The 25,143-nt window shown below is 71.0% G+C and carries 21 protein-coding genes; 9 read left to right on the top strand and 12 right to left on the bottom strand.

The window, feature by feature from the left end; translation table 11 throughout:
* Positions 1-320 precede the first annotated feature (320 nt).
* From IE142_RS33300 to thyX, 3 genes are all read right to left on the bottom strand, one after another.
* A complete protein-coding gene (locus IE142_RS33300; RefSeq protein ID WP_191889188.1) occupies positions 321-2,006 on the bottom strand; it encodes a ribonuclease J in 1,686 nt (561 codons plus the stop codon).
* 153 nt (positions 2,007-2,159) lie between these two features.
* Entirely contained in the window at positions 2,160-3,059 is a 900-nt protein-coding gene (gene dapA, locus IE142_RS33295; RefSeq protein ID WP_043379201.1) for a 4-hydroxy-tetrahydrodipicolinate synthase, read from the bottom strand.
* A 217-nt stretch (positions 3,060-3,276) separates the two neighbouring features.
* Entirely contained in the window at positions 3,277-4,017 is a 741-nt protein-coding gene (thyX, locus tag IE142_RS33290) for an FAD-dependent thymidylate synthase (protein WP_191889187.1), read from the bottom strand.
* A 186-nt stretch (positions 4,018-4,203) separates the two neighbouring features.
* Here thyX and IE142_RS33285 point away from each other — a divergent pair, with 186 nt between their 5' ends.
* Together IE142_RS33285 and IE142_RS33280 are read left to right on the top strand one after the other, a co-directional pair.
* Positions 4,204-4,443: a hypothetical protein gene (locus tag IE142_RS33285; RefSeq protein WP_043379205.1), complete on the top strand. Its 240-nt coding sequence runs from the start codon at positions 4,204-4,206 to the stop codon at positions 4,441-4,443.
* A gap of 117 nt (positions 4,444-4,560) precedes the next feature.
* A complete protein-coding gene (locus IE142_RS33280; protein ID WP_191889186.1) occupies positions 4,561-5,118 on the top strand; it encodes an SCO5741 family PH domain-containing membrane protein in 558 nt (185 codons plus the stop codon).
* 86 nt (positions 5,119-5,204) lie between these two features.
* Here the strand turns inward: IE142_RS33280 and IE142_RS33275 are convergent, their stop codons facing one another.
* The 7 genes from IE142_RS33275 to IE142_RS33245 all read right to left on the bottom strand — a co-directional run bounded on the left by IE142_RS33275 (position 5,205) and on the right by IE142_RS33245 (position 11,655).
* Positions 5,205-5,660, bottom strand: a complete 456-nt coding sequence (locus IE142_RS33275) for a tetratricopeptide repeat protein (protein ID WP_043379210.1) — start codon at positions 5,658-5,660, stop codon at positions 5,205-5,207.
* Positions 5,661-5,685: 25 nt separating this feature from the next.
* Positions 5,686-6,438: a 4-hydroxy-tetrahydrodipicolinate reductase gene (dapB, locus tag IE142_RS33270; RefSeq protein WP_191889185.1), complete on the bottom strand. Its 753-nt coding sequence runs from the start codon at positions 6,436-6,438 to the stop codon at positions 5,686-5,688.
* A gap of 25 nt (positions 6,439-6,463) precedes the next feature.
* Entirely contained in the window at positions 6,464-7,843 is a 1,380-nt protein-coding gene (locus tag IE142_RS33265; protein WP_191889184.1) for a M16 family metallopeptidase, read from the bottom strand.
* Entirely contained in the window at positions 7,840-10,059 is a 2,220-nt protein-coding gene (locus IE142_RS33260; protein ID WP_191889183.1) for a polyribonucleotide nucleotidyltransferase, read from the bottom strand. Before IE142_RS33260 ends, IE142_RS33265 begins: the two co-directional genes overlap by 4 nt.
* Positions 10,060-10,374: 315 nt before the next feature.
* Entirely contained in the window at positions 10,375-10,662 is a 288-nt protein-coding gene (gene rpsO, locus IE142_RS33255; protein ID WP_003973291.1) for a 30S ribosomal protein S15, read from the bottom strand.
* A gap of 225 nt (positions 10,663-10,887) precedes the next feature.
* A complete protein-coding gene (locus tag IE142_RS33250; RefSeq protein ID WP_191889182.1) occupies positions 10,888-11,037 on the bottom strand; it encodes a hypothetical protein in 150 nt (49 codons plus the stop codon).
* 78 nt (positions 11,038-11,115) lie between these two features.
* Positions 11,116-11,655, bottom strand: coding sequence for a hypothetical protein (locus tag IE142_RS33245; RefSeq protein ID WP_191889181.1), 540 nt, complete (start codon positions 11,653-11,655; stop codon positions 11,116-11,118).
* A 390-nt stretch (positions 11,656-12,045) separates the two neighbouring features.
* Here IE142_RS33245 and IE142_RS33240 point away from each other — a divergent pair, with 390 nt between their 5' ends.
* A complete protein-coding gene (locus tag IE142_RS33240; protein WP_191889180.1) occupies positions 12,046-12,342 on the top strand; it encodes a DUF397 domain-containing protein in 297 nt (98 codons plus the stop codon).
* A gap of 28 nt (positions 12,343-12,370) precedes the next feature.
* Here IE142_RS33240 and IE142_RS33235 read toward each other — a convergent pair whose 3' ends face one another.
* Positions 12,371-13,831 carry a PQQ-binding-like beta-propeller repeat protein gene (locus IE142_RS33235; protein ID WP_229831125.1) on the bottom strand — a complete coding sequence of 487 codons (1,461 nt, stop codon included), beginning with the start codon at positions 13,829-13,831 and terminating at the stop codon, positions 12,371-12,373.
* Positions 13,832-14,353: 522 nt separating this feature from the next.
* Here IE142_RS33235 and IE142_RS33230 point away from each other — a divergent pair.
* The 6 genes from IE142_RS33230 to IE142_RS33205 all read left to right on the top strand — a co-directional run bounded on the left by IE142_RS33230 (position 14,354) and on the right by IE142_RS33205 (position 23,948).
* On the top strand, positions 14,354-17,644 hold the full coding sequence (locus IE142_RS33230) for an SCO5717 family growth-regulating ATPase (protein ID WP_191889178.1): 3,291 nt from the start codon (positions 14,354-14,356) through the stop codon (positions 17,642-17,644).
* 369 nt (positions 17,645-18,013) lie between these two features.
* Positions 18,014-19,882 carry an ABC transporter substrate-binding protein gene (locus tag IE142_RS33225; RefSeq protein ID WP_191889177.1) on the top strand — a complete coding sequence of 623 codons (1,869 nt, stop codon included), beginning with the start codon at positions 18,014-18,016 and terminating at the stop codon, positions 19,880-19,882.
* A 1-nt stretch (position 19,883) separates the two neighbouring features.
* On the top strand, positions 19,884-20,924 hold the full coding sequence (locus tag IE142_RS33220) for an ABC transporter permease (protein WP_191889176.1): 1,041 nt from the start codon (positions 19,884-19,886) through the stop codon (positions 20,922-20,924).
* Positions 20,921-21,880, top strand: a complete 960-nt coding sequence (locus IE142_RS33215) for an ABC transporter permease (RefSeq protein ID WP_191889175.1) — start codon at positions 20,921-20,923, stop codon at positions 21,878-21,880. Before IE142_RS33220 ends, IE142_RS33215 begins: the two co-directional genes overlap by 4 nt.
* Complete coding sequence (locus tag IE142_RS33210; RefSeq protein WP_191889174.1) at positions 21,877-22,911, top strand: ABC transporter ATP-binding protein; 1,035 nt, start codon at positions 21,877-21,879, stop codon at positions 22,909-22,911. Before IE142_RS33215 ends, IE142_RS33210 begins: the two co-directional genes overlap by 4 nt.
* Positions 22,908-23,948, top strand: a complete 1,041-nt coding sequence (locus IE142_RS33205; protein ID WP_191889173.1) for an ABC transporter ATP-binding protein — start codon at positions 22,908-22,910, stop codon at positions 23,946-23,948. The genes IE142_RS33210 and IE142_RS33205 overlap by 4 nt, the downstream gene beginning before the upstream one ends.
* A gap of 218 nt (positions 23,949-24,166) precedes the next feature.
* Here IE142_RS33205 and IE142_RS33200 read toward each other — a convergent pair whose 3' ends face one another.
* A complete protein-coding gene (locus IE142_RS33200; protein WP_043379246.1) occupies positions 24,167-25,123 on the bottom strand; it encodes a bifunctional riboflavin kinase/FAD synthetase in 957 nt (318 codons plus the stop codon).
* Positions 25,124-25,143: the final 20 nt, after the last annotated feature.

The raw sequence follows: 25,143 nt of genomic DNA, 5'->3' as shown, positions 1-25,143 counted from the left end.
AAGGAACGGTCGCTTCCTTTGTACTCACCCTCTCGGGCTTTCCTCCGGGCGCTTCCCTTCGGTCTTGCGTTTCCGACTCTATCAGATCTTTCCGATCCGATTTCCTCGGCGCTTTCCAGGTTCCCGCTTTCGCGTTTCCCTTTCCGGCGGTTCCGACTTTATCAGAGATTCTGAGTCGGTATTTCCACCCCCGGGGGTTCCCTCCACGAAGTGGTCGGGTGCCCGTCCGAGCGGAGATGTAAACGTACTGGAGCGGGGCGCCTCGATGCAAATCGAGGCGCCCCGCTGCCGGTTGACGCCGCCGGAGACCCGACGGTCCGTCAGACCTCCACCACCACGGGGAGGATCATCGGCCGACGCCGGTAGGTGTCCGAGACCCACTTGCCGAGGGTCCGGCGCACCAGCTGCTGGAGCTGGTGCGGCTCGACGACTCCGTCCTGGGCCGAGCGTTCCAGTGCTTCGACGACCTTGGGGAGCACCGCGGCGAAGGCCGAGTCCTCGATGCCCGAACCGCGGGCCTGGACGTGCGGCCCGCCGGTGATCTTGCCGGTGGACGAGTCCATGACCACGAAGACCGAGATGATGCCCTCGTCGCCGAGGATCTTGCGGTCCTTCAGGGCCGGCTCGCCCACATCACCGACCGACAGGCCGTCGACGTAGACGTATCCCGCCTGGACCTTGCCGGAGATCTTCGCCTTGCCCTCGACCAGGTCGACGACGACTCCGTCCTCGGCGATGACGATGCGGTCGTGCGGGACTCCGGTGAGGGCGCCCAGTTCGGCGTTGGCGCGCAGGTGGCGCCATTCGCCGTGGACGGGCATCAGATTCCTCGGGCGGCAGATGTTGTAGAAGTACAGCAGCTCGCCGGCCGAGGCGTGGCCCGAAACGTGGACCTTGGCGTTGCCCTTGTGGACGACGTTGGCGCCCCAGCGGGTCAGGCCGTTGATCACGCGGTAGACCGCGTTCTCGTTGCCCGGGATGAGTGACGACGCGAGGATCACCGTGTCGCCCTGGACGATGCGGATCTGGTGGTCCCGGTTGGCCATGCGGGAGAGCGCGGCCATCGGTTCGCCCTGGGAGCCCGTGCACACGAGGACGACTTCGCTGTCGGGGAGGTCGTCCAGAGTCTTGACGTCCACGACCAGACCCGGCGGGACCCTCAGGTATCCGAGGTCCCGGGCGATACCCATGTTGCGCACCATGGAACGGCCGACGAAGGCGACCCGGCGGCCGTACTCGTGGGCCGCGTCCAGGATTTGCTGGATGCGGTGGACGTGGCTGGCGAAGCTCGCCACGATGATCCGCTTGCGGGCGCCGGCGAAGACCGTGCGCAGGACGTTCGAGATGTCGCGCTCGGGCGGGACGAAGCCCGGGACCTCGGCGTTCGTCGAGTCCGAGAGGAGGAGGTCGATACCCTCCTCGCTCAGGCGCGCGAAGGCGTGCAGGTCCGTGAGGCGGCCGTCCAGCGGGAGCTGGTCCATCTTGAAGTCGCCGGTGTGGACGGCCATGCCCGCGGGAGTGCGGATGGCGACGGCCAGGGCGTCCGGGATGGAGTGGTTGACCGCGACGAACTCGCAGTCGAAGGGGCCGATGCGTTCACGGTGCCCCTCCGCCACCTCGAGGGTGTACGGGCGGATGCGGTGCTCCTGGAGCTTGGCCTCGATGAGGGCGAGGGTCAGCTTGGAGCCGATCAGGGGGATGTCCGGCTTCTCGCGGAGGAGGTAGGGCACGCCGCCGATGTGGTCCTCGTGGCCATGGGTGAGGACGATGCCCTCGATGTCGTCGAGGCGGTCCCGGATGGACGAGAAGTCCGGCAGGATCAGGTCGATTCCGGGCTGCTCCTCCTCGGGGAAGAGCACTCCGCAGTCGACGATCAGCAATCGGCCGCCGTACTCGAAGACCGTCATGTTGCGGCCGATCTCGCCGAGACCGCCGAGGGGCGTGACCCGGAGGCCGCCCTTCGGGAGCACAGGGGGACGGCTCAGTTCAGGGTGCGGATGACTCAAAAGACTCTCCTCACCACGCGCGCCACGTACCGGTGGGCACGTGGCGCGCGTGACGTTCGTGCAAAGCAGTTGTCGTATTGGGGTGCGGGCACCGGTGGCCCGCCTATTCAGTTGTGAAGTCCGTCCGGTCGTGCGGTGGTGCGAAGTCCGTTGTCAGAGCTGTACCCCACCGGCGGCAAGATCGATCTTGAGCTGCTCGGTCTCCTCGGGCGTGAGGCCGACCATGGGGGCACGCAGCGGTCCGGCGGGCAGTCCCTGCAGGGCGAGCGCGGCCTTGGTGGTCATGACGCCCTGAGTGCGGAACATGCCGGTGAAAACGGGGAGCAGCTTCTGGTGGATCTCCAGTGCCTTCTGCACGTCGCCCGCGACGTGCGCGTCCACCATCGCCCGCAGTTCGGGGGTGACGACGTGGCCGACGACCGAGACGAAGCCGACGGCGCCCACGGAGAGCAGCGGCAGGTTCAGCATGTCGTCGCCGGAGTACCAGGCGAGGCCGGAGCGGGCGATGGCCCAGCTGGCGCGGCCGAGGTCGCCCTTGGCGTCCTTGTTGGCGACGATGCGCGGGTGCTCGGCGAGGCGGACCAGCGTCTCGGTGTTGATCGGGACGCCGCTGCGGCCGGGGATGTCGTAGAGCATGACCGGCAGCCCGGAGGCATCGGCGATGGCCGTGAAGTGCTGGTACAGGCCCTCCTGCGGGGGCTTGTTGTAGTACGGCGTGACGAGCAGCAGGCCGTGTGCGCCGGTGCGCTCGGCAGCGCGGGCCAGCTCGATGCTGTGCTGGGTGTTGTTCGTACCCACCCCGGCGACCACGTGGGCCCGGTCGCCGACGGCCTCCAGGACGGCTCGTACGAGGTCCGCTTTCTCCGCGTCGCTGGTGGTGGGGGACTCGCCGGTGGTGCCGTTGACGATCAGGCCGTCGTTGCCTGCGTCCACCAGGTGGGCGGCGAGCCGCTGCGCGCCGTCGAGGTCGAGTGCGCCGTCCGCCGTGAAGGGCGTGACCATGGCGGTGAGGACCCTCCCGAAGGGGGTCTGCGGAGTGGAGGTCGGAGCCATGGGTTACACGCTACTCGTTGCTCAGGGCGGGGTCTGCCCTCGGGGGAGGCGGCGGACCGGGAGAGGGGTGGAGCCCGGCACTGCCTGCTCGGGGGTTCAAGCAGTGCCGGGTCCCTTTGATCAGGCTAGATGAACTTCTTAGAACGCCGCAATACGGACACTTCGGGCAGCTGATGCGTACATGCGTGCTCGCGGCGCGTCATGGACTCGTCAGTGGTTACGGCGCCACGCGGCCGTTGGCGTTGAAGGCGGCGTACGTGAGCGGCATGAGCCGGGCCCACTCCTGCTCCATCTTCTCGCCGACCATCTCGATCTCGCGCTGCGGGAAGGAGGGGACCTTCGCCAGCTCGTGCTGGGTGCGCAGGCCGAGGAAGTGCATCAGCGAGCGGGCATTGCAGGTGGCATACATCGACGAGTAGAGGCCGACGGGGAGCACCGAGCGGGCCACCTCGCGGGCGACGCCGGCGGCGAGCATCTCCCGGTACGTGCGGTAGGCCTGCCGGTAGGAGTCCTCCATGGACCGGCTGACCAGGTCGTGCTGCTCGGGGGTGCCCTCGACGAAGACGTACTTGCCCGGGCGGCCCTGCTGGACCAGTTTGCGGTCCTGCCCCGGCACGTAGAAGACCGGCTGGAGCTCCCTGTAGCGGCCCGACTCCTCGTTGTAGGACCAGCCGACGCGGTGCCGCATGAACTCGCGGAAGACGAAGATCGGGGCGCTGACGAAGAAGGTCATCGAGTTGTGCTCGAACGGGCTGCCGTGCCGGTCCCGCATGAGGTAGTTGATCAGGCCCTTGGAGCGCTCGGGGTCCTTCTGCAACTCGTCCAGGGACTGCTCCCCGAGGGTCGAGACGCGGGCGGCGAACAGCACGTCGGAGTCGGTCGCACTGCTCTTGACCAGCTCGACGGTGACGTCGTTGCGCAGGTCGATCTTGAAATCGTCGGCGGGGATGTCGGTCACGGGTGGAGGGCCTTCCCATCTTGTCGCTTGGCGAGGCCACTCTACGGCCCGCCGAATGGGGCGTTCGGTGCCGTGCCGCGATGAAGTCGATGAATCAGGGCACCCGCGGGGGCGTTCGTTCGTCTGTATGAGTAACAGCACCCGACACAGCGGTGCACTCGGTCCCCGAAAGGAGACACAGCCTCCATGATCCGCCGGCGTGAACCCGTGCCGTTCGCCTTCGTCGCCGAAGCCGACAGGTTCCGCAGCAATGTCACACCCCCGCCCCGGGAGCGGGCGTCCTTCGGCCAGCTGGCCGGGCGCTGGCTGCTCGGTCTCACCGTCGTCGCCGGCATCGTGGGTTCCCTCGTGATCGGGATGCCCGCGCTCTCGGCCGACCAGCCCTCCCCGCACAAGCAGCCGTCGCAGGCCTCCGAGGGGCGTTAGCCGCGGCTCCGGGCCGGTGGCCTGCCTCCATCCGGGGACCCGAAGGTGGTGACCGGAGACACAGGTCGGTAGCCTCACGGGGCACAGCTCCTGCCACGGAACGAGTGAGGACCAGCCGTGCCCCTGCCCTTCCTGACGGCCGACCACGCCTTCGACGCCACCGACGACGTCGCGCTGCCGCACGACGACCGCGACCTCTGGCGCCGGCCCTACCGGCCGGGGCCGTGGCGCGTGGGGGTGGCGGCGCTGATGATGCTGCTGGCCTCCTTCGTGCTGTTCGCGGCGGTCATCATCGCGGCGACGGACTCGCTGTCCGCCGCCGGTGTGGTCTTCGGCATCGCGCTGGTCGTGATCGTCTGTGCCCTGCGGCTGCTGCGCGTGGGGGCGTGGGTGAGCGCGCACGGGGTGCGTCACGTGAGCTTCCTCAGCACGCGCACGGTGGCCTGGCAGCAGGTCGCCAGCGTGCGGACCGTGCAGCAGCCGGTGCGCTGGCTCGGGCTGCCGCGGACCGTGCAGGGGCAGGCGTTGCTCCTGGTCCGGCAGGGCGGCCGGTCCGGAGAGACCTTTCCTCCGCTGCTGACCACGCACAACGCCGATTTCCTGGCGCGGGAGGAAGCCTTCGACCGGGCGGCCGACGCCGTGGAGGCCTGGGCCGACGAGTACCGGCGGGGCTGAGCCCCGGCGACGGCGAAGGGCTGGGGGCCGGACCGCGGTGCGGTCCGGCCCCCAGCCCTTCGGTCTCTCCCGTCGGTCCGGTCCGGTCAGGCCGTCTCGACGGGCTTGCCGTCGTGCAGGGCGATCGCCCGCTGCATCGCCTTGCGGGCGCGCGGGGTGTCGCGGGCGTCGTGGTAGGCGACGGCCAGCCGGAACCAGGCGCGCCAGTCTCCGGGGGCGTCCTCCGTCTCGGCCTTGCGCAGGGCGAAGACCGCGTCGGCCGAGTCGCGGTCGACACGGCCGCTGGGAGTGCGCTTCAGCTCGTCGACGGGCAGTCCGCCCTCGGCGTCGAGTTCGGCGGCGAGGGCGTTGGCCTTGCGGACGAACTGGGTGTTCTTCCAGAGGAACCACACGCCGATCACAGGCAGGACCAGCACCGCGATGCCGAAGGTGACGGTGAGGGGCGTGCCGGTGCCGATGAGCAGGACACCGCGGCTGCCGACCAGGGCGAAGTAGAAGACCAGGACGGCGGCCGTGATGACGTAGGAGATTTTCGCGCGCATGAGGGGCTGTGGCTCGGTCCGGGTCTCAGTTCAGATCCAGGAAGTGTTCCAGGCCGAAGGTGAGGCCCGGAGTGGTCACCACCCGGCGGGCGCCCAGCAGGATGCCCGGCATGAAACTGCTGTGATGCAGGGAGTCGTGCCGGACGGTGAGGGTCTCGCCCTCGGCGCCGAGCAGGACCTCCTGGTGGGCGAGCAGGCCGCGCAGGCGGACCGCGTGGACCGGGACGCCGTCCACGTTCGCACCGCGGGCGCCGTCCAGGGCGGTGGCAGTGGCGTCGGGCGCCGGGGCGGCGCCTGCCTTCTGCCGGGCCTCGGCGATCAGCTGGGCGGTGCGGGTGGCGGTGCCGCTGGGGGCGTCGACCTTGTTCGGGTGGTGCAGCTCGACGACCTCGACGGACTCGAAGTACGGGGCGGCGATCTGCGCGAACTTCATGGTCAGTACGGCGCCGATGGAGAAGTTGGGCGCAATGAGCACGCCGGTCTCCGGAGAGTCGTCGAGCCGGCCCTTCAGCCGCGCGAGGCGCTCCTCGGTCCAGCCGGTGGTGCCGACGACGGCGTGGATGCCGTGGCTTACGCAGAAGTCGAGGTTGTCCATCACCGAGTCGGGGGTGGTCAGCTCGACGGCGACCTGGGCGCCGGCCCCGGTCAGCGTGTCCAGGCTGTCGCCCCGGCCGAGGGCGGCGACCAGCTCCATGTCCTCGGCCGCCTCGACGGCCCGTACCGCCTCGGAGCCGATCCGGCCCTTGGCACCGAGGACGGCCACGCGCAGCTTGCTCATGTTCTTCGCTTCCTTACCGGGAGTGTCAGGCGACGGCGTCGTGCAGCCGGGACGCCTGCTTGTCCTTCAGCGGGCCGATGACCGACAGGGACGGTCGCCGGCCCAGGACGTCGCGGGCCACGGCGCGGACGTCGTCCGGCGTGACCGAGGCTATCCGGGCCAGCATGTCGTCGACGGACATCTGCTCGCCCCAGCACAGCTCGCTCTTGCCGATACGGTTCATCAGCGCTCCGGTGTCCTCCACGCCGAGGACCGTGGAGCCCCTCAGCTGGCCGATCGCGCGGCCGATCTCGTCGTCGGTGAGGCCGTGCTCGGCGACGTGGTCGAGTTCGTCGCGGCAGATCTTCAGCACCTCGTGCACCTGAGAGGGCCGGCAGCCCGCGTACACACCGAACAGGCCGCAGTCGGCGAAGCCCGAGGTGTACGAGTACACGCTGTAGGCCAGGCCACGCTTCTCGCGGACCTCCTGGAAGAGGCGCGAGGACATGCCGCCGCCGAGGGCGGTGTTGAGGACGCCCATGGCCCAGCGGCGCTCGTCGGTTCGGGCCAGGCTCGGCATGCCGAGTATGACGTGGGCCTGCTCGGTCTTGCGGCCGATCAGCTCGACGCGGCCGGCGGCTCGGATGGTGCGCCGCCCGTCGCGCGGAGCGAGGGGCTCGGCCACCGGGTCCCGGAAGGCGCCGGCCTTCTCGAAGGCGGCGCGGACCTGGCGCACGACCTTGTTGTGGTCGACGTTGCCGGCCGCGGCGACCACCAGGTGGGTGGGGTCGTAGTGCTTCTTGTAGAAGCGGCGGATGCGGTCGGCGGTGAGGGCGTTGACCGTGTCGACGGTGCCGAGGACGGGGCGGCCCAGCGCGTTGTCGCCGAACATGGTGTGCGCGAACAGGTCGTGCACGCAGTCGCCGGCGTCGTCCTCGGTCATCGCGATCTCTTCGAGGATCGCGCCGCGCTCGACGTCGACGTCCTCCTCGCGGATGAGCGAGCCGGTCAGCATGTCGCAGACCACGTCGATGGCGAGCGGCAGGTCGGTGTCGAGCACGCGTGCGTAGTAGCACGTGTACTCCTTAGCCGTGAACGCGTTCATCTCGCCGCCGACCGCGTCGACCGCGGAGGAGATGTCCAGGGCGCTGCGCTTGCGGGTGCCCTTGAAGAGCAGGTGCTCCAGATAGTGGGTGGCACCGTTCAGGGCCGGGGTCTCGTCGCGGGAGCCGACGTGGGCCCAGATGCCGAAGGTCGCGGAGCGGACCGAGGGCAGGGTCTCGGTGACGATGCGCAGGCCGCCCGGGAGGGTGGTCTTGCGGACCGTGCCGATGCCGTGCTCGCCCTTGATCAGGGTTTGGGTACGGGCGACGGCCCGCGCCTCCGTGGAGGTGCGGGCCGTCGCCTTGGAGCCACGGGACGTCACTGGTCGGCGTCGTCCTTCTTCTCTTCGTCGCCCTCTTCGCCCTCGATCACGGGAATCAGGGAGAGCTTGCCGCGGGAGTCGATCTCGGCGATCTCGACCTGGACCTTATGGCCGACGCCGAGGACGTCCTCGACGTTCTCCACGCGCTTGCCGCCGGCCAGCTTGCGGATCTGCGAGATGTGCAGCAGACCGTCCTTGCCGGGCAGCAGGGATACGAACGCGCCGAAGGTGGTCGTCTTGACGACGGTGCCCAGGTAGCGCTCGCCGACCTCGGGCATGGTCGGGTTGGCGATGCCGTTGATCGTGGCGCGGGCGGCCTCGGCGGCCGGGCCGTCGGCGGCACCGATGTAGATCGTGCCGTCGTCCTCGATCGTGATGTCGGCGCCCGTGTCCTCCTGGATCTGGTTGATCATCTTGCCCTTGGGCCCGATGACCTCACCGATCTTGTCGACGGGGATCTTCACGGTGATGATCCGCGGCGCGTTCGGGGACATCTCGTCCGGCGTGTCGATCGCTTCCATCATCACGTCGAGGATGTGGAGGCGGGCGTCACGGGCTTGCTTGAGGGCGGCGGCCAGGACGGAGGCGGGGATGCCGTCCAGCTTCGTGTCGAGCTGGAGGGCCGTCACGAACTCCTTGGTGCCGGCGACCTTGAAGTCCATGTCGCCGAAGGCGTCCTCCGCACCGAGGATGTCGGTGAGGGTGACGTAGTGCGTCTCGCCCTCGATCTCCTGGGAGATCAGGCCCATGGCGATACCGGCGACGGGGGCCTTCAGCGGCACACCGGCGTTCAGCAGCGACATGGTGGAGGCGCAGACCGAGCCCATGGACGTCGAGCCGTTGGAGCCGAGGGCCTCGGACACCTGACGGATCGCGTACGGGAACTCCTCGCGCGTCGGCAGTACCGGCACGAGCGCGCGCTCGGCGAGGGCGCCGTGGCCGATCTCGCGGCGCTTCGGGGAACCGACACGGCCGGTCTCACCGGTGGAGTACGGCGGGAAGTTGTAGTTGTGCATGTAGCGCTTGCGGGTCACCGGAGAGAGGGTGTCCAGCTGCTGCTCCATGCGGAGCATGTTCAGGGTGGTGACGCCCAGGATCTGCGTCTCGCCACGCTCGAACAGCGCCGAACCGTGCACGCGCGGGATGGCCTCGACCTCGGCGGCCAGGGTGCGGATGTCGGTGACACCGCGGCCGTCGATGCGCTTCTTCTCCTTGATGACGCGCTCACGGACCAGGGACTTGGTCAGCGAGCGGTACGCGGCGGAGATCTCCTTCTCACGGCCCTCGAACTGCGGGAGCAGCTTCTCGGCGGCGAGCGCCTTGACGCGGTCCAGCTCGGCCTCGCGCTCCTGCTTGCCGGCGATGGTGAGCGCCTGGGCGAGCTCGGGCTTGACGGCGGCGGTGAGCGCCTCGAGGACGTCGTCCTGGTAGTCCAGGAAGATCGGGAACTCGCCGGTCGGCTTCGCGGCCTTGGCGGCGAGGTCTGCCTGCGCGCGGCAGAGCACCTTGATGAAGGGCTTCGCGGCGTCCAGACCGGCGGCGACGACCTCCTCGGTGGGCGCCTCGGCGCCGCCCTCGACGAGCTTGATGGTCTTCTCGGTGGCCTCGGCCTCGACCATCATGATCGCGACGTCGCCGTCCTCCAGGGTGCGGCCCGCGACGACCATGTCGAAGACGGCGTCCTCGAGCTCGGTGTGCGTCGGGAACGCCACCCACTGGCCGCGGATCAGCGCGACGCGGACGCCGCCGATCGGGCCGGAGAAGGGCAGACCGGCCAGCTGTGTGGACGCGGAGGCGGCGTTGATCGCCACGACGTCGTACAGGTGGTCGGGGTTGAGGGCCATGATCGTCGCGACGACCTGGATCTCGTTGCGCAGGCCCTTCTTGAAGGACGGGCGCAGCGGGCGGTCGATCAGGCGGCAGGTGAGGATCGCGTCCTCGGAGGGCCGGCCCTCCCGGCGGAAGAAGCTTCCGGGGATCTTGCCGGCCGAGTACATCCGCTCCTCGACGTCCACCGTGAGGGGGAAGAAGTCGAGCTGGTCCTTGGGGTTCTTCGAGGCGGTGGTGGCCGACAGCACCATGGTGTCGTCGTCCAGGTACGCCACGGCGCTGCCGGCGGCCTGACGGGCCAGGCGGCCCGTCTCGAAGCGGATGGTGCGGGTGCCGAAGGCGCCGTTGTCGATGACGGCCTCGGCGTAGTGGGTCTCGTTCTCCACCAGCGGTTTCTCCATTACGTGTCGTCTTTTGTCCCTCCCGCCCGTGTGGCGGGGGAACGGGTGGAGAAGCGCTCATCCGGTGCGGGCCGGTCTTCGATCGAAGCACCCGGGGTGCTGTCCCCGGGGGCCACTACCGAGGACCGGCGGCGGCGAGGCGCGCTTCTCCTCGTTCGTTGCGTGCGTTCTTTGCGTGCGTTTCGTTCGGTGTCGTGCGTCTCGTGTTCTGTTACCACACTACAAAGCGGCGGCGACAGTGCGCACGTACAGCAAAGGGAGCGGCCCCCGAACGATGGGAACCGCTCCCTTCACGGCGTCCTAGCGGGCGCCCGCCGCACCGCGGCGGATGCCGAGGCGCTCGACCAGCGCACGGAAGCGCTGGATGTCCTTCTTGGCGAGGTACTGCAGCAGCCGGCGGCGCTGGCCGACCAGGATCAGCAGACCACGACGGGAGTGGTGGTCGTGCTTGTGGGTCTTGAGGTGCTCCGTCAGGTCGGAGATGCGACGGGACAGCAGAGCGACCTGGACCTCGGGGGAGCCGGTGTCGCCCTCCTTGGTACCGAACTCGGTGATGATCTGCTTCTTCACTGCGGCGTCGAGCGACACGCGTACTCCTCTGGTCTGTGAGTGGCCACCGAGTGCCCCCGGTCTACGTCTCGGGGGATCTTCCATGACTCGGAAGGCGGGGATCCGCTGGGCGCGACCACCAGGGCTCGAGGCTCCGGGGGCGCGTACACAAACGGCCGTCACACAGCGTACCAGCCTGGGCGGACGTGCCCGCGCAGGGCCCCGGGCCGTGCGCACGGTCCGGGTCACCGCCGCGTACGCCGCTCAGCCCGCGCTCTCCACACCCACCGCCACCTGGTCGAACTCGCCGACCTCGCCCTCGGTGGCGGGACCCGCGACGGTGCGCGCGGCGAAGGACACGCGTCCGTGCCCGTACAGGATGTCATTGAGTGGCGGGGTGTCGAGCGCGTGCACCTCCTGTCCCCCGGAAGGCCGCGACGGCCTCGGCGGCGAGGCCGGTGCCCGGACGGAAGGCGATCAGCTCCTATCCGCTCATGCGCAGACGGTGCATCCCGCCGCCGGTGGGAGCGTCGGACTTCTACGCGGGCCGGCCGGTGGCCAGGTCGAAGGCGACGAAGTGGTCCTCCTCCGAGAGGTAGAGAGCCGCTCACCGACGACGACGATCGCACCGCAGCTCTCGACCACGCCGCTGTAGGTCCGGTCGCGGTCGAGGATCCGGTGGTCCCGGTCGAGCCGGATGGTCGCGCGGCGCTCGTCCCGCTCGTCGAACGTGATCAGGTCGGTGACGACGTAGTCGCCGGCGGCGACGGCGATGACGGGCGGTGAGGCGGAGACCACGCGGATCGACCTTCTCCACCCGGTAGGTGGGAGCCGCCGAGTCGCCGCAGGACAGGAGGGCGAGCAGCCCGCGTCCGCCGGCGAAGCGGGCGTGGACGCCTCGAACACGCCGAGCCGGAAGCCCTTGAGTCCGCTGCCGAAGCCCTTCGCGAAGACCTTGTCCGTCGCCCAGGTGCCCATCGCCGGGACGTTGCGCCCCACGGTACGGAGGGCCTCGGTGCGGGACCCGGCCATCCTGCCTCCGGTGACGACGGCCGGGTCGCGACGGTCTCCCGGATCTCGTCCGGTGCCTGAGGGACGGCCACAGGGCGGCCGTCCGACGCGGAGTCGTCACCCGCGCCCTGCGGCGTCCGACGTCCGACGCCCCGGGTCCGAGGGCGGGGGCGGGGGCGAGGTTCCGGGGCGGAAGCGTTGTACGGGGAGGGCGGGGGACGAAACTCACGGCGGCGCCTGCCGGCCCGCAGAGTCGAGGGGGCGGGCGCTGGGCGGGCAGTGGGGGGGACGGCGGGGCGAAGGCGGCGTCACCCCGCCGGGGGTACATCCGCGAACCGCTGATCAGGGACAACGACAGCAAGTAGGGTAGCTGCACAGCTCGTTGGCACAGCAGGAAGGACCGGACCCGCGATGGCCGATGCCGAGGACCTCGAACTCAAGGCGCGCAAGGAGCGGGAGAGGGACGAGCTCTACTCCCTCGACATCTCCGGAGTGGAATGGCACAGCGCACCCGGCACCGAGGAGCACGAGGAGCGGGTCGAGATCGCCTACCTGCCCGCCGGCGCCGTCGCCATGCGGTCGTCCCTCGACCCGGACACCGTGCTGCGGTACACGGAGGCGGAGTGGCGGGCGTTCGTGCTGGGGGCGCGCGACGGAGAGTTCGATCTGGAGCCGGCGCCGCAGAATGGTGACACCGGACCGCGGTGACGTGCGGGCGGAGGGGTACCGGTGAGTCTCAGGGCTTCTCCGCCGCGCTGCTTCCGATGCCCAGCACCAGGTAGAGCCACTGCTTCTTCTGTTCGCCCGAGGGACCGTTCGCGGACTTGACTCCGAAGAAGATCCGGCCGTTCTGCACGACGATGTCGTTCTCGTTCATCAGCGTCATCGTCTGGGCCTCGGCCGGGAGGCCGAAATAGAAGTACGGGATCTCCTTGTCCGTGTCCGGGTCGAGCGCGACCAGCGCGTTCGGTGAGATGTGGTCGTTGCTCAGGCGCAGGGCGAGGAGTCGGTCGCCGCTCATCCGCACCGGCTGGAGCAGGGACTCCGGGCCGGAGTCGAACTTCTTCGTCGTGTCGCCCGTCTCCAGGTCGAAGCCGATGATCCAGTTGGAGACCTGCTTCTCGAGCTGGTCCTTGCTGCGGATGAAGACCTGGCCCGCGCCGACGGCGATGGTCGGGCAGTCGTCGATGACCAGGTAGTCCGTGTAGGAGCAGTCGGCGACGTACGCGCCGTTGCGCAGACTGATCGTGGCGCGGTTGCGGCCCTTGTCGTCGAGGGACAGCAGATCGGTGATCTCGGTGTCGCCGCCGGCCACAGCGAGGACCGGGGGCTCGGCGGAAGGCACGTTGAGGTCGCGGATGCCCTCGGCGGCGGTGTACGTCCACAGCGTCCGGCCCGTGTCCGGGTCCACCTTGCGCACCTTGTAGCCGACGTCCTGCCAGGAGGTGTCCTGCACGCTCTTGTCGGTGCTCCAGCACATCTGGCGGATCAGAAGTGCCCGCCCGCCGGCCGCTCCGATGTCCTGACAGGGGTCGGTGGCCGTGGTCGTCCACCGGCTCGTGCCCTTCGCCATGTCGTATCCGATGGTGCCGCCGCCCCAGGTCACGGCTACCGTGCCGGGCGCCAGCGTCACGCTCGGCCGGTCCTGGCTGCCGCTGCCCGTCGCGAAGCCCGTACCGGGGCCGGCCGCGGAGTAGGAGAAGCGGTCCTCCCAGACCAGGCGGCCGTCGTCCAGGTCGACGAAGGCGACCTGGTTGCAGAAGGCGTCCTCTTCCCGGTCGTTCGCCCGGAAGAGGACGGCGGTGCGGTTGTCGCCGGTGACATGGCGCGTGTAGCCGCAGATCGGGCCGTCGAGTCCGAGCCGCCACTCCTCCTCGCCCGGCGCGACGTCGGTGCCGATGCGCATGCCGACGAGGGTCTTGTTGATGCCTTTGGCGAGGATGCGGTCCGTGGCCCACATGCCCGGCATCTCCACGCGCTCCCCGGGGTTCATGTCGTCCACGGAGAACCGGAAGGCCATCTCGCCCACGGTGCTCGCGGGTTGCTTCTCGACCGTCTCCCGTACGTCGAGGGGGCCCTGCGCTTCCGTGGCCCGTTTCTCGTCCTGGGAGGCGCTCTTGCCGTTCTCGCCGCCCCACAGGAGCCAGCCGCCGGTGCCCAACGCCGCGGCGACTACGACCGCGAGCAGGCCGGTCAATGCCTTACGTGCCTTACGCGCCTTACGTCCGGGTGCCCCTTCCCGGGTCTCCGCGGTCGGTGGCGACTGGGGCATGGAGGGGGGCGGGCCGAAGCTCACGCGTGAATCCTCTTCCTGGTCATGGGGTTGCCCGCCTAGCGACGGCGACAAGCGTCCCTACTATGCCGGTGCCTTGATCGCTCGTGGCACCGGAGGGACCCGGAGCCGTCGACTCCGGCCGAGTTCTGTCCGACTTGTTCACGGATGTCGTGTGGCGGATGCACGGATTCGGAAACGAGGTACGGCACTTCGGGGCAGGCTGTGACGCAATGGGCGGATGCTGGGGTGAGGACGGGGCTGCCGGGGTGGGGCGTGTGGTGATTAGGCTGGGTCCCGGCGCGACGCCAGACCCGTGGACCGGGCGTCGGCGTCGTACGGGGAGGGCCGACGATCGGACGACCTCGTTTCACTTCGGACAACGTCGGACGACAAAAACGGTCGCCCCAGCACGGCATGAGGGGCTCGACCACACCAGGAGGAACTGTGAGCAGCGATCGGGACGGGATCCGCGGGGGCTGGGCGACACCCGGCGATGACCAACCCGACGCGGAGTCCGCAGTCGAGACGACGGGCGAGTTCACCATCGACTACGCCCCGCCCGCCTGGTACACGCAGAACGCTTCGAGCGACTCGGGGCAGGGGCGGGGGCAGGGTCGGGATCAAGGGGCCGGGCCTGCGGGGGGTTCGAGTGCCGGTTCGTCTTCCGGCGCCGCAACTCCTTCCGTGCCGCCCGCCCCTCGTGGGCCGGTTCCGCCGCTGCCGGGGCTGACTCCCCCGCCGCACGCGTCTCCGTCCAGCGGTCCTTCCTCCTTCCCCGCTCCCTCGCCGGGGGCGCCCTTCACTCCGCCGCCGCCCGCTCCGGGAACCGCGTTCACGCCGCCTCCGCCTCCGGGGCCGGGGGCGCCCTTCATTCCGCCCGCGCCTCCGGCCGGGGGGCCTGCCGGGGTCCCCAAGCTGCCGGTCGGGAGCGGGTTCGAGCCGCAGCCGCCGCAGCAGCCTCAGGTACGTGAGGAGTCCCCGCCCCAGTCGGAATCGCCGGCGCAGTCCGAGCCGGAGGCCGTGGCCGCCCCGGCGCCCGCGGCGGATCCGGCCTCTCCCACGGCCGTACCGGCGTTTCCGGCCGGTGGGTTCCAGCTCCAGGCGCCCGCTCCCCCACCGGCCGAGGAACCCAAGGCGGAGCCGGGGGTGGACCCCGGTGACGGCGACCTGGAGAGCGGCGCCACCATGCGTTTCTCCTCTGCCGCCCTGAAGCGGGAGATCGCCGAGCGCGCCGCCGCGGACGACGAGCGGCCGGAAGCAGCGGCCGACGCACCCGAGGCCGGCGTCGGGGACGACGCGGACGAGGCGCTCGCGGTTACGGACGGCGCCGTGGAACCCGAGCACGCCGAAGGTTTCCGACTCGGCGATGCCGACGGGCAGGGCGACGTGCGGGACGAGGACGGTGCGGACGCGGCGGACGCGGGTACGGCCGACGCGGCCGGCCCGTCCGGCGTGGCCGACGTGAGCGCCGTGCGCGGTGATGACGACGGGGGCGACTCGGTGCCAGCGGCCTCTGCTCCGGCTCCGGCTCCGGCTCCGGCTCCGGGCATTGAGCCCGAGGACGGCGTCCCGGCCGAGGACGGGCCCGAGGACGCGCGGCCCGAGCCTCGGGACGCCCGGCCGTCGGCGGCGGACGCCGTGACGCCCGTCGCCGAGCCGGCGGACGCCGTCCCGGCCGGCACCGCACCCGAGGACGCCGCTCCTGAGGACACCGCCCCAGCCGACGCACCGCCCGCGGCGCAGGCCTCGGTACCGCCGCTGCCTCCGTCGTACCCGCCCGTCGCCCCCGCCGCGGCGCACCGGTGGCCCGTAGAGCCGCAGCCCGTCCCCGCTCCGGAGCAGCCGGGCGTGCCGGCGCAGCAGCCTCCGTTCCAGCCGCAGGCGCCCCAGCCGGCGCCCGCCGCGTGGAACCCGTCGGCCACCGCGCCGACAGCACCGACACCGCCGCACCAGACACCCCCGCAGCCCGCGCCGCGGCCGGGCTACGGCTTCCCGCAGCCGGACGCACCGGCTCCGGCGTCACCACAGCCGCCGCTCCAGCAGCCGGGCGGCGGTCCCGGCCCCGCGGTCGGTCCCACCGCCGGCTACGGGTTCCCGCACCCCGGCGCGCCCGCGCCCCAGCCCCAGGCACAGCCCGGCGGTTACGGCTTCCCGCAGGCACCCGCACCGCACGGGCAGCCGCAGGAGCCGCAGCAGGTATCCCCGCAGCCCCAGCCCGGCATGCCGCAGCCGCAGCCGCAGCCGCAGCCGCAGCCGCAGCCCGGCGTACCGCAACAGGGCCAGCCACAGGGTGCCGCGCCCCACGGCGCCCAGCCGGGATTCGCCCCGCACGTACCGCCGGCCCAGCCCATGCCCCAGCCGGGTCAGGCCGCACAAACTCCGCCGGTCCCGTCCGCCCAGCAGCCGCACCAGGCACCGGCCGCGCCTCAGCCGGGGCAGCCCGGACAGCCCGGCTGGCAGGACCCGTCCCAGCAGCCTCCCCAGGCCCAGCCGCCCCTCCAGCAGCCCGCCGACCCCCGTCTGGGCGCCGCCTGGCCGCAGCCCATGCAGCACGACCAGCGGCAGCCCACCAACCCGGGTGCCGCGCCGATCGGTTACACGGCCGCCGTGGAGCTGTCGTCGGACCGGCTGCTCAACAACAAGAAGCAGAAGGCGAAAAGCAGCCGCCCGGCGGCCGGCGGCTCGCGCTTCAAGCTCGGCGGGAAGAAGGAGGAGGCCGAGCGGCAGCGGAAGCTGGAGTTGATCCGCACACCGGTGCTCTCCTGCTACCGCATCGCGGTCATCAGCCTCAAGGGCGGTGTCGGCAAGACGACCACCACCACCGCGCTCGGCTCGACTCTCGCCACCGAGCGGCAGGACAAGATCCTCGCGATCGACGCCAACCCGGACGCCGGCACCCTCGGCCGCCGGGTACGCCGCGAGACCGGTGCGACCATCCGCGACCTCGTCCAGGCGATCCCGTACCTCAACTCGTACATGGACATCCGGCGGTTCACCTCCCAGGCCGCGTCCGGTCTGGAGATCATCGCCAACGACGTCGACCCGGCCGTGTCCACGACCTTCAACGACGAGGACTACCGGCGCGCGATCGACGTGCTCGGCAAGCAGTACCCGATCATCCTCACCGACTCGGGCACCGGTCTGCTCTACAGCGCCATGCGCGGTGTGCTCGACCTCGCCGACCAGCTCATCATCATCTCGACGCCGTCCGTGGACGGTGCGAGCAGCGCCAGTACGACGCTGGACTGGCTCTCCGCGCACGGGTACGCCGACCTCGTGTCCCGTTCCCTCACCGTCATCTCCGGAGTGCGCGAGACCGGAAAGATGATCAAGGTGGACGACATCGTCGCGCACTTCCAGACGCGGTGCCGGGGTGTGGTCGTGGTCCCGTTCGACGAGCACCTGGCCGCCGGTGCCGAGGTGGACCTCGACATGATGCGGCCGAAGGTGCGGGAGGCGTACTTCAACCTGGCGGCGATGGTGGCCGAGGACTTCGTCCGCCACCAGCAGTCCCACGGGCTGTGGACGTCCGACGGCAACCCGCCGCCGGTCGCGGCCCCGCCGATGCCCGGCCAGCAGCCCATGCCGGACCAGCCCGGCGTCCCCGGCCAGCCGGGCCAGTACGCCCAGCCCGGCCAGCCCCACCCGGGGCAGCCGTACCCCGGCCAGTCGTACCCGCAGCAGCCCGGTTACGGATATCCGCAGCCGGGACAGACGCCTCCCCCGCAGCAGTAGGCCCGCCGAACGCCCGCGTCGTCACCCCACGGCGCGGGCGTTCGCGCGTTCACGGCCTTCGCAGGCAAAACCGGTGGGACTCGGCCGCCACGCTCCCACCAGCAAGGCGGCAAAGGTCTGCGCCAATGAGGATGATCCTTCGATCAACTCCGCGTTTCCGCAGGCCACATGGGGTTTGACGCACCGTTGACGCGTGCAGACTGCCGCTGATAGACACACACTTCATTCCGTCGGCGCCACCCGGCCGATCACCTTCCGGCCATTCGCAGTTCGCTCCAACCTGTTCACAACCGTTCACACCTGTTCAAGCCCGCCTCACGCGGGGGCGCACGGCGTCTCCCGCGTGCGATGACGTGAGGTCAGGGAGACATGAGCGCACACGATCAGCACGGCAGTGGACGTACCGGCCCCCGCCCGAGAAGGGCACGGCTGCTCGCCGCCGCGGGCGCCGCGGCGTTCCTCCTCGCGTCGGGAGCCGTCACCCCGTCGGCCCCGGCCGCGCGTGCCGCGGACGGCGACCAGGGGCAGAAGAAGGTACTCACCGTCGCCGTGGCGCAGAGTGTCGACTCGCTCAGTCCCTTCCTGGCGGTGCGGCTGCTCAGCACCAGCATCCACCGGCTGACCTACGAGTACCTGACGAACTACGACCCCAAGGACAACCACGTCATCCCCGGGCTGGCCACCGAGTGGAAGTCGTCCCCGGACAAACTGACCTGGACGTACACGATCCGCTCCGACTCCACGTGGTCGGACGGGGAGCAGGCCACCGCCGAGGACGCGGCGTGGACGTTCAACAAGATGATGACGGACGACGGTGCCGCAACCGCCAACGGCAGTTTCGTCACCAACTTCGAGAAGGTCACCGCGCCCAGCCCGACCCAGCTGGTGATCCGGCTGAAGAAGCCGCAGGCCACGATGACCGCGCTGGACGTGCCGATCGTCCCCAAGCACGTGTGGGAGAAGGTCGGGGACTTCTCGAAGTTCAACAACGACAAGACTTTCCCGGTCGTCGGGAACGGACCCTTCGTCCTCACCGACTACGAGCCCGACAGCTACGTCCGGCTGGCGGCGAACAAGGACTACTGGCGGGGCGCGCCGAAGTTCGACGAGCTGGTGTTCCGGTACTACAAGGACCAGGACGCCGCCGTCGCCGCCCTGCGCAAGGGCGAGGTGTCCTTCGTCGCCGGCTCGCCGTCGCTGACGCCCGCCCAGGCCGCCTCCTTGAAGGAGGACGAGAACATCCACGTGAACGACGCCCCCGGGCGCCGCTTCTACGCCCTCGCCACCAACCCGGGCGCCCGCGCCAAGGACGGTACGGAGATCGGTGACGGACACCCGTCGCTGCTGGACCAGCGGGTGCGGCACGCGCTGTTCATGGCGGTGGACCGCAAGGCGATCGTCGACAAGGTGTTCCAGGGCCACGCGGTCGAGGGCGAGGGCTACATCCCGCCGCGCTTCTCGCAGTACTTCTTCGAGCCGTCGGCCGAACAGGAACTGGCCTACGACCCGGCGGAGGCGACGCGGCTGCTCGACGAGGCGGGCTACCGGAAGAACGCCGACGGCAAGCGGGTCGACAAGGACGGCGAGCCGCTGAACTACCGCGTCCTGTGCCACGCCACCGACCCGAACGACAAGGCGGTCGGCAAGTACCTGCAGGAGTGGTGGGGCGAGCTCGGCATCTCGATGACCCTCGACTGCCGGGACAACGTCACCGACCCGTGGCTGGCCGGCGAGTACGACCTCGCCTTCGACGGCTGGTCCGTCAACCCCGACCCGGACTTCGTGCTGTCCATCCACACCTGCGCGGCGCTGCCGGCGACGCCGAAGGACACCGGGGCCACCGACAACTTCATCTGCGACGAGAAGTACGACGAGCTCTACGCGCGGCAGCTCGGCGAGTACGACGCCGGCAAGCGGACGGAGATCGTCAAGCAGATGCAGTCCCGGCTGTACGACCTGGGCTACATGAACGTGATGGCCTACCCGAACGCGGTCGAGGCCTACCGCAAGGACCACATCGAGTCGATCACCACCATGCCGTCCTCGGCGGGCAACATCTACGGGCAGGACGGCTACTGGAGCTGGTGGTCGGCCGTCCCCGCGGACTCCGGCGACTCCTCCGGTGATTCGTCGTCGACCGCGGTGGTGATCTGGGTCGCCGCGGGTGGCGCCGTCCTCGTCGGGCTCGCGGTGCTCTTCGCCCTCCGCCGCCGGGCCTCGGCGGACGAACGTGAGTGAGGTGGCGTCCGCGCCGGCCGGTCCCGCGCCGGCCGGCGGCCGTGCCGCCGGCCCGTCCCGTGGGCGACGCGCGTATCCGCGGTACGTGGCGGGCAAGCTGGCCGGAGCGGTCGTCTCGCTGTTCGCCGTCCTGGTCACCAGTTTCTTCCTGTTCCGGATGATCCCCGGCGACCCGGTGAAGTTCATGACCGGTGGCCGTCCGGTCTCGGCCGAGCAGATCGCCGTCTACCGAAGGGAGTTCGGGCTGGACCTGCCGCTGTGGCGGCAGTTCACGGAGTACTGCGGCAAGGCGCTGACCGGGGACCTGGGCACGTCGTACCAGTTCCGCGCGCCCGTCGTCGACAGGATCACGGAGGCGTTGCCGAACACGCTGCTGCTCACCGGTACGGCCTTCGTGCTGTACACCGCGCTGGGCGCGTTCCTCGGCACCCGCTCGGCGTGGCGGCACGGCCGGCTCGGCGACCGGCTGAACACGGGGCTGGCGCTGACCTTGTACTCCGTCCCGTCCTTCTGGCTGGGCCTGCTGCTCATCATCGTCCTGTCGGTGGGGGTGGACCCGATCCCGGGCCTGTTCCCGACCGGGGGCATGGAGTCGGGCGGCGAGGAGGGGTTCGCCTACGTCGTCGATGTCGCCCACCACCTCGTGCTCCCGGTGGTGACGCTGGTCGCGGTGGAGTACGGGCAGACGCTGCTGGTCACGCGATCGGCGCTGCTGGACGAGATGGGCGGCGACTATCTGACGACGGCTCGGGCCAAGGGGCTGCGGGACGACCTCGTACGGCGCAGGCACGCCGTGCCGAACGCGCTGCTGCCGACCGTGACGCTGGTCTTCGTCAACCTCGGCCGGACGGTGGCCGGTGTCATCCTCGTCGAGACGGTGTTCTCCTGGCCGGGGCTGGGCGGGCTGTTCTACCAGGCACTCAGCGTGCCCGATCTGCCGCTCGTGCAGGGGCTGTTCTTCGTCTTCGCCGCGGCGGTGATCCTGATGAACACCCTGGCCGACCTGCTGTATCCGCTGTTCGATCCGAGGGTGGGCCGATGACCGCCGAGAAAGCCGAGACCACCGCGAGCGACGCGATCGCCGGGACCACCGAGGGACCGGCGGCGCCCGGTCCGCGCGCGCTCGCCCGGCGGCGGCGCCGAGCCTCGGTCGCGCGGTTCTGGCGGGAGTTCCGCAGGCACCGCGCCGGCGTGTTCGGACTGGCGGCGCTGGTGCTGTTCGTGCTCGTCGCGCTGACCGCGCCACTGACCGTAGGGTCGGACGTGGAGAGCGTGACCGACGCGCCGGGCCGGCCGCTGGAGAGCCCGAGCGGACAGTTCCCGCTGGGCACCGACCAGTTCGGGCGGAGCCTGCTCGGCCTGCTGGTCTGGGGCTCTCGCGTCTCGCTGCTCGTCGGGCTGCTCGCCGCCGCGCTGTCCGTGACGATCGGCGCGCTCATCGGGATCACGGCCGGGCACTTCCGCGGCTGGTACGCCACGGTGATGATGCGGATCACGGACTGGTTCCTGGTGATGCCGACGCTGGTGCTCGCCATCGTGCTGGCGACGGTCCTGTCCCGTTCGCTCGGCACGATCGTGCTGGCGATCGGCGTGACCACCTGGCCCACCACGGCCCGGCTGGTGCGGGCGCAGACACTGGCGGTGGAGTCCAGGCCGTACATCGAACGCGCGAAGGCGCTCGGGGGCGGGCACTGGCACATCATGTCCCGGCACGTGCTGCCCAACGTCATGCCGTTGGTGCTGGCCCAGACGACCCTGATCATCTCCTCGGCGATCCTGGCCGAGGCGACCCTGGCCTTCCTCGGGCTCGGTGATCCGACGGTCGTGTCCTGGGGCGGGCTGCTGCAGGACGCGCGGGAGGCGGGGTCGGTGAGTTCCGGCGACTGGTGGTACCTGATGCCGCCGGGCGTCGGGATCGCGGCGGTGGCGCTGGCGTTCACGCTGTGCGGACGTGCGGTGGAGGCCGTGCTCAATCCCAGGCTGGGGGTGTCCCGTTGAGTCTGCTCGAGGTCCGCGACCTGAGGGTGACGTATCCCGGAGGTGCGGCGGCCGTGCGCGGGGCCGGCCTGACCCTGGCGGCCGGCGAGAAACTCGGTGTCGCGGGCGAGTCCGGCTGCGGCAAGTCCACCCTGGCGCTGGCGCTGCTGCGGCTGCTGCCGGCCGGGGCCCGGGTCGGCGGGGAGATCCTGCTGGACGGTGAGGACGTACTGGCCATGAAGTGGGGCCGGGTGCGGGCGGTGCGCTGGGCGGGGGCGTCGATCGTCTTCCAGGGCGCCATGCACTCGCTGAACGCCGTGCACCGCGTCGGGGACCAGATCGCCGAGCCGATCCTGCTGCACCGCAGGGCCACAGCGGCCGGCGCGCGGAAGCGGACCGGTGAGCTGCTGGAGCAGGTGGGCCTCCCGGCGGCGCGGGCGCGGGCCTACCCGCACGAACTGTCCGGCGGACAGCGCCAGCGCGTGATGATCGCGATGGCGCTGGCCTGTGAACCGCGTCTGATCGTCGCCGACGAGCCCACCACGGCACTCGACGTGATGATCCAGGCGCAGATCCTGCGGCTGATCGAGGGCCTGGTCGGCGAGCAGGACGTCGGCCTGATCATGATCAGTCACGACCTCGCCGTGCTGGCCGACACCTGCGACCGGCTCGCGGTGATGTACGCGGGCCGGATCGTGGAGGAGGGCCCGGCCCGGCAGGTCTACGAGGACGCCCTGCACCCCTACGGCCGGGCGCTGTCGGGGGCCTTCCCGAGGATCGGGGACCCGGGCTCCCGGTTCGCGCCGCGCGGGCTGCCGGGTGACCCGCCCGACCCGGCGGCGGTGCCGTCGGGGTGCGCCTTCCACCCCAGGTGTCCGGTCGCGCTGGACGTCTGCGCCACGGAGGACCAGCCGTTGCGGGAGGCGGGGGCGGACCGGCGGGCGGCCTGCGTCCACGTGGGCTCCGACGCCGGCACACCGCTCCCGGGGAACGAGGCCTCCGGCGGGACACCGTCGGCACGGGACGAGGAAGTGAGGAGCCGCACCTCATGACGAGCACCGAGCCCGAACTGCTGAGCGTCCAGGGGCTGCACGTCGCCTTCCCCGGCCGGGGCGGCGCGCCGCCCGCCAGGGCCGTGGACGGGGTCGACCTCGACGTCCGGCGGGGCGAGATCGTCGCGCTGGTCGGCGAGTCGGGCTGCGGCAAGACGACGCTCGCCCGGAGCCTGCTCGGCCTCGTCCGGCCGACCGGGGGCCGCATCGTCTTCGACGGCGCGCCGCTCGAGCTCTCCTCACGCGCGCTGAAGGCGTACCGCAAGCGGGCCCAGCTGGTCCTCCAGGACCCGAGCGGCTCGCTGAATCCCCGGCACACGGTGTACGACATCGTCGCCGAGGGCCTGCGTATCCACCGTCACCCGGGGGACGAGCGGACGGCGGTGGCCGAGGCCCTGTCCCGTGCCGGGCTGCGCCCGCCGGAGCGCTTCTTCCTGCGGTACCCCCACGAGCTGTCCGGCGGTCAGCGCCAGCGGGTGGTCATCGCGGGCGCGCTCGTCCTTGAGCCGGAGTTGCTGGTCGCCGACGAGCCGGTGGCGTCCCTCGACGCGTCGGTGCGCGGGGAGATCCTGGCGCTGCTGCTGCGGCTGCGTACCGAGCTGGGCCTGTCCGCGCTGGTGGTGACCCACGACCTGGGGCTGGCGTGGAACATCGCCGACCGGGTCGCGGTGATGTACCTCGGCCGTATCGTCGAGACCGGTACGGTGGAGCAGGTGCTGACGGCGCCCCGGCACCCGTACACCCAGGCCCTGCTGTCCGTCCTGCCAAAGGCACCGGGCAGCCCCGTCGTGCTGACCGGCGAACCGCCCGACCCCTCGCGCATCCCCACCGGCTGCCGCTTTCACGTCCGCTGTCAGGTACTGGCGGGGGGCGAAGCCGCACGCGCCGGGGTCGCCGACGCCTGCCGTGACGGGAACCTGGAGATCCTGCGCGGCGACGGCGCTTCCCAGGTCGCCTGCCACTGGGCGCGGGCCCGGGCGGTCGAGGCGACGGCCGGGGGTGAGGCCGGGGGCGGGGCGGCCGTGCGGCCGGGCTGACGCGCGCCCCGCGGCGGGCGCGGAGTGCCCGCCGCTCGCGGTCGGCCGACCGGCCATGCGGCGGGGCCTTCGTACGGTGTGCGCGGCGGTGCGGCTGTCGTGGGGCGAGCGTCGGATGCGGCCCGCGGCCCGCACGTGCACCGGGCCACGCGGCGTCGGCCCCCGGCGAGGCATGGCGGCGGCCTCACGCCCGGCATGGCGGGCCGCTGCCGTGGTTCTCAGTGGCGACCGGTGTGCGCCGCGATGATCTCCCGGCACTTCTCGACGTCCTCGCCCATCTGGTCCAGCAGCGCGTCCAGCGTGTCGAACTTCGCCTGCCCGCGTACGAAGGCCAGGAAGTCGACGGCGACGTGCAGCCCGTACAGGTCGAGGCCCACGCGGTCGATCGCGTACGCCTCCACCGTGCGCTCGGTGCCCTCGAACTGGGGGTTGGTGCCGACGGAGATCGCGGCCGGCATCATCTCACCCTGGGCGTGCAGCAGGCCGGCGTAGACGCCGTCGGCCGGAATGGCGGTGTGCGGGAGGGTCTCGACGTTGGCCGTGGGAAAGCCCAGTTCACGGCCGCGCTGGGCGCCCCGGACGACGACGCCCTCGACGCGGTGCGGCCGGCCGAGGATCTCCGCGGCACCCCCGACGTCGCCCTCGGCGACCAGGCGGCGGGTCAGGGTGGAGGAGAACGGCTCGCCGCCGCCCGCCTCACCGGTCACGTACAGGTCCACGACCTCGACCTCGAAGTCGTAGACCCTGCCCTGCTCGGTGAGGAAGTCGACGTTCCCGGCGGCCTTGTGGCCGAAGCGGAAGTTGGGGCCCTCGACGACCGCCTTGGCGCGCAGTCTGTCGACCAGGACCTTGACCACGAAGTCGGCCGCGGACAGCTTCGAGAACTCGGTGGTGAAGGGCAGAATCAGTACCGCGTCCACGCCCAGGTCCGCCATCAGTTCGGCGCGCCGGTGGTGCGGGGCGAGCAGCGGCGGGTGGCTGCCGGGGCGGACGACCTCGCTGGGGTGCGGGTCGAAGGTGACGACGACTGCCGGGACGCCCAGGTCACGGGCGCGGTCGACGGCGTGCTTGATGATCAGCTGGTGCCCCCGGTGGACCCCGTCGTAGGAGCCGATGGTGACGACGCTGCGTCCCCAGTCCTCGGGGATGTCCTCCAAGCCACGCCAGCGCTGCACTGTGTCTGCTCCTTGTCGCA

Source organism: Streptomyces mutabilis, from assembly GCF_014649815.1.
GTDB classification, from domain to species: Bacteria; Actinomycetota; Actinomycetes; order Streptomycetales; family Streptomycetaceae; genus Streptomyces; species Streptomyces mutabilis.
The sequence above is the reverse complement of the archived record's forward strand: the minus strand, read 5'-3'. Positions and strand labels throughout refer to the sequence as shown.

What these genes read in the sequence shown, in the direction of transcription:
- IE142_RS33215 (WP_191889175.1), top strand. Translation starts at nt 20,921, where the DNA reads ATGACCGCCGAGAAAGCCGAGACCACCGCGAGCGACGCGATCGCCGGG.
- dapA (WP_043379201.1), bottom strand. Translation starts at nt 3,059, where the DNA reads ATGGCTCCGACCTCCACTCCGCAGACCCCCTTCGGGAGGGTCCTCACC.
- IE142_RS33285 (WP_043379205.1), top strand. Translation starts at nt 4,204, where the DNA reads ATGATCCGCCGGCGTGAACCCGTGCCGTTCGCCTTCGTCGCCGAAGCC.
- IE142_RS33275 (WP_043379210.1), bottom strand. Translation starts at nt 5,660, where the DNA reads ATGCGCGCGAAAATCTCCTACGTCATCACGGCCGCCGTCCTGGTCTTC.
- IE142_RS33205 (WP_191889173.1), top strand. Translation starts at nt 22,908, where the DNA reads ATGACGAGCACCGAGCCCGAACTGCTGAGCGTCCAGGGGCTGCACGTC.
- IE142_RS33225 (WP_191889177.1), top strand. Translation starts at nt 18,014, where the DNA reads ATGAGCGCACACGATCAGCACGGCAGTGGACGTACCGGCCCCCGCCCG.
- dapB (WP_191889185.1), bottom strand. Translation starts at nt 6,438, where the DNA reads ATGAGCAAGCTGCGCGTGGCCGTCCTCGGTGCCAAGGGCCGGATCGGC.
- IE142_RS33245 (WP_191889181.1), bottom strand. Translation starts at nt 11,655, where the DNA reads ATGGCCGGGTCCCGCACCGAGGCCCTCCGTACCGTGGGGCGCAACGTC.
- IE142_RS33240 (WP_191889180.1), top strand. Translation starts at nt 12,046, where the DNA reads ATGGCCGATGCCGAGGACCTCGAACTCAAGGCGCGCAAGGAGCGGGAG.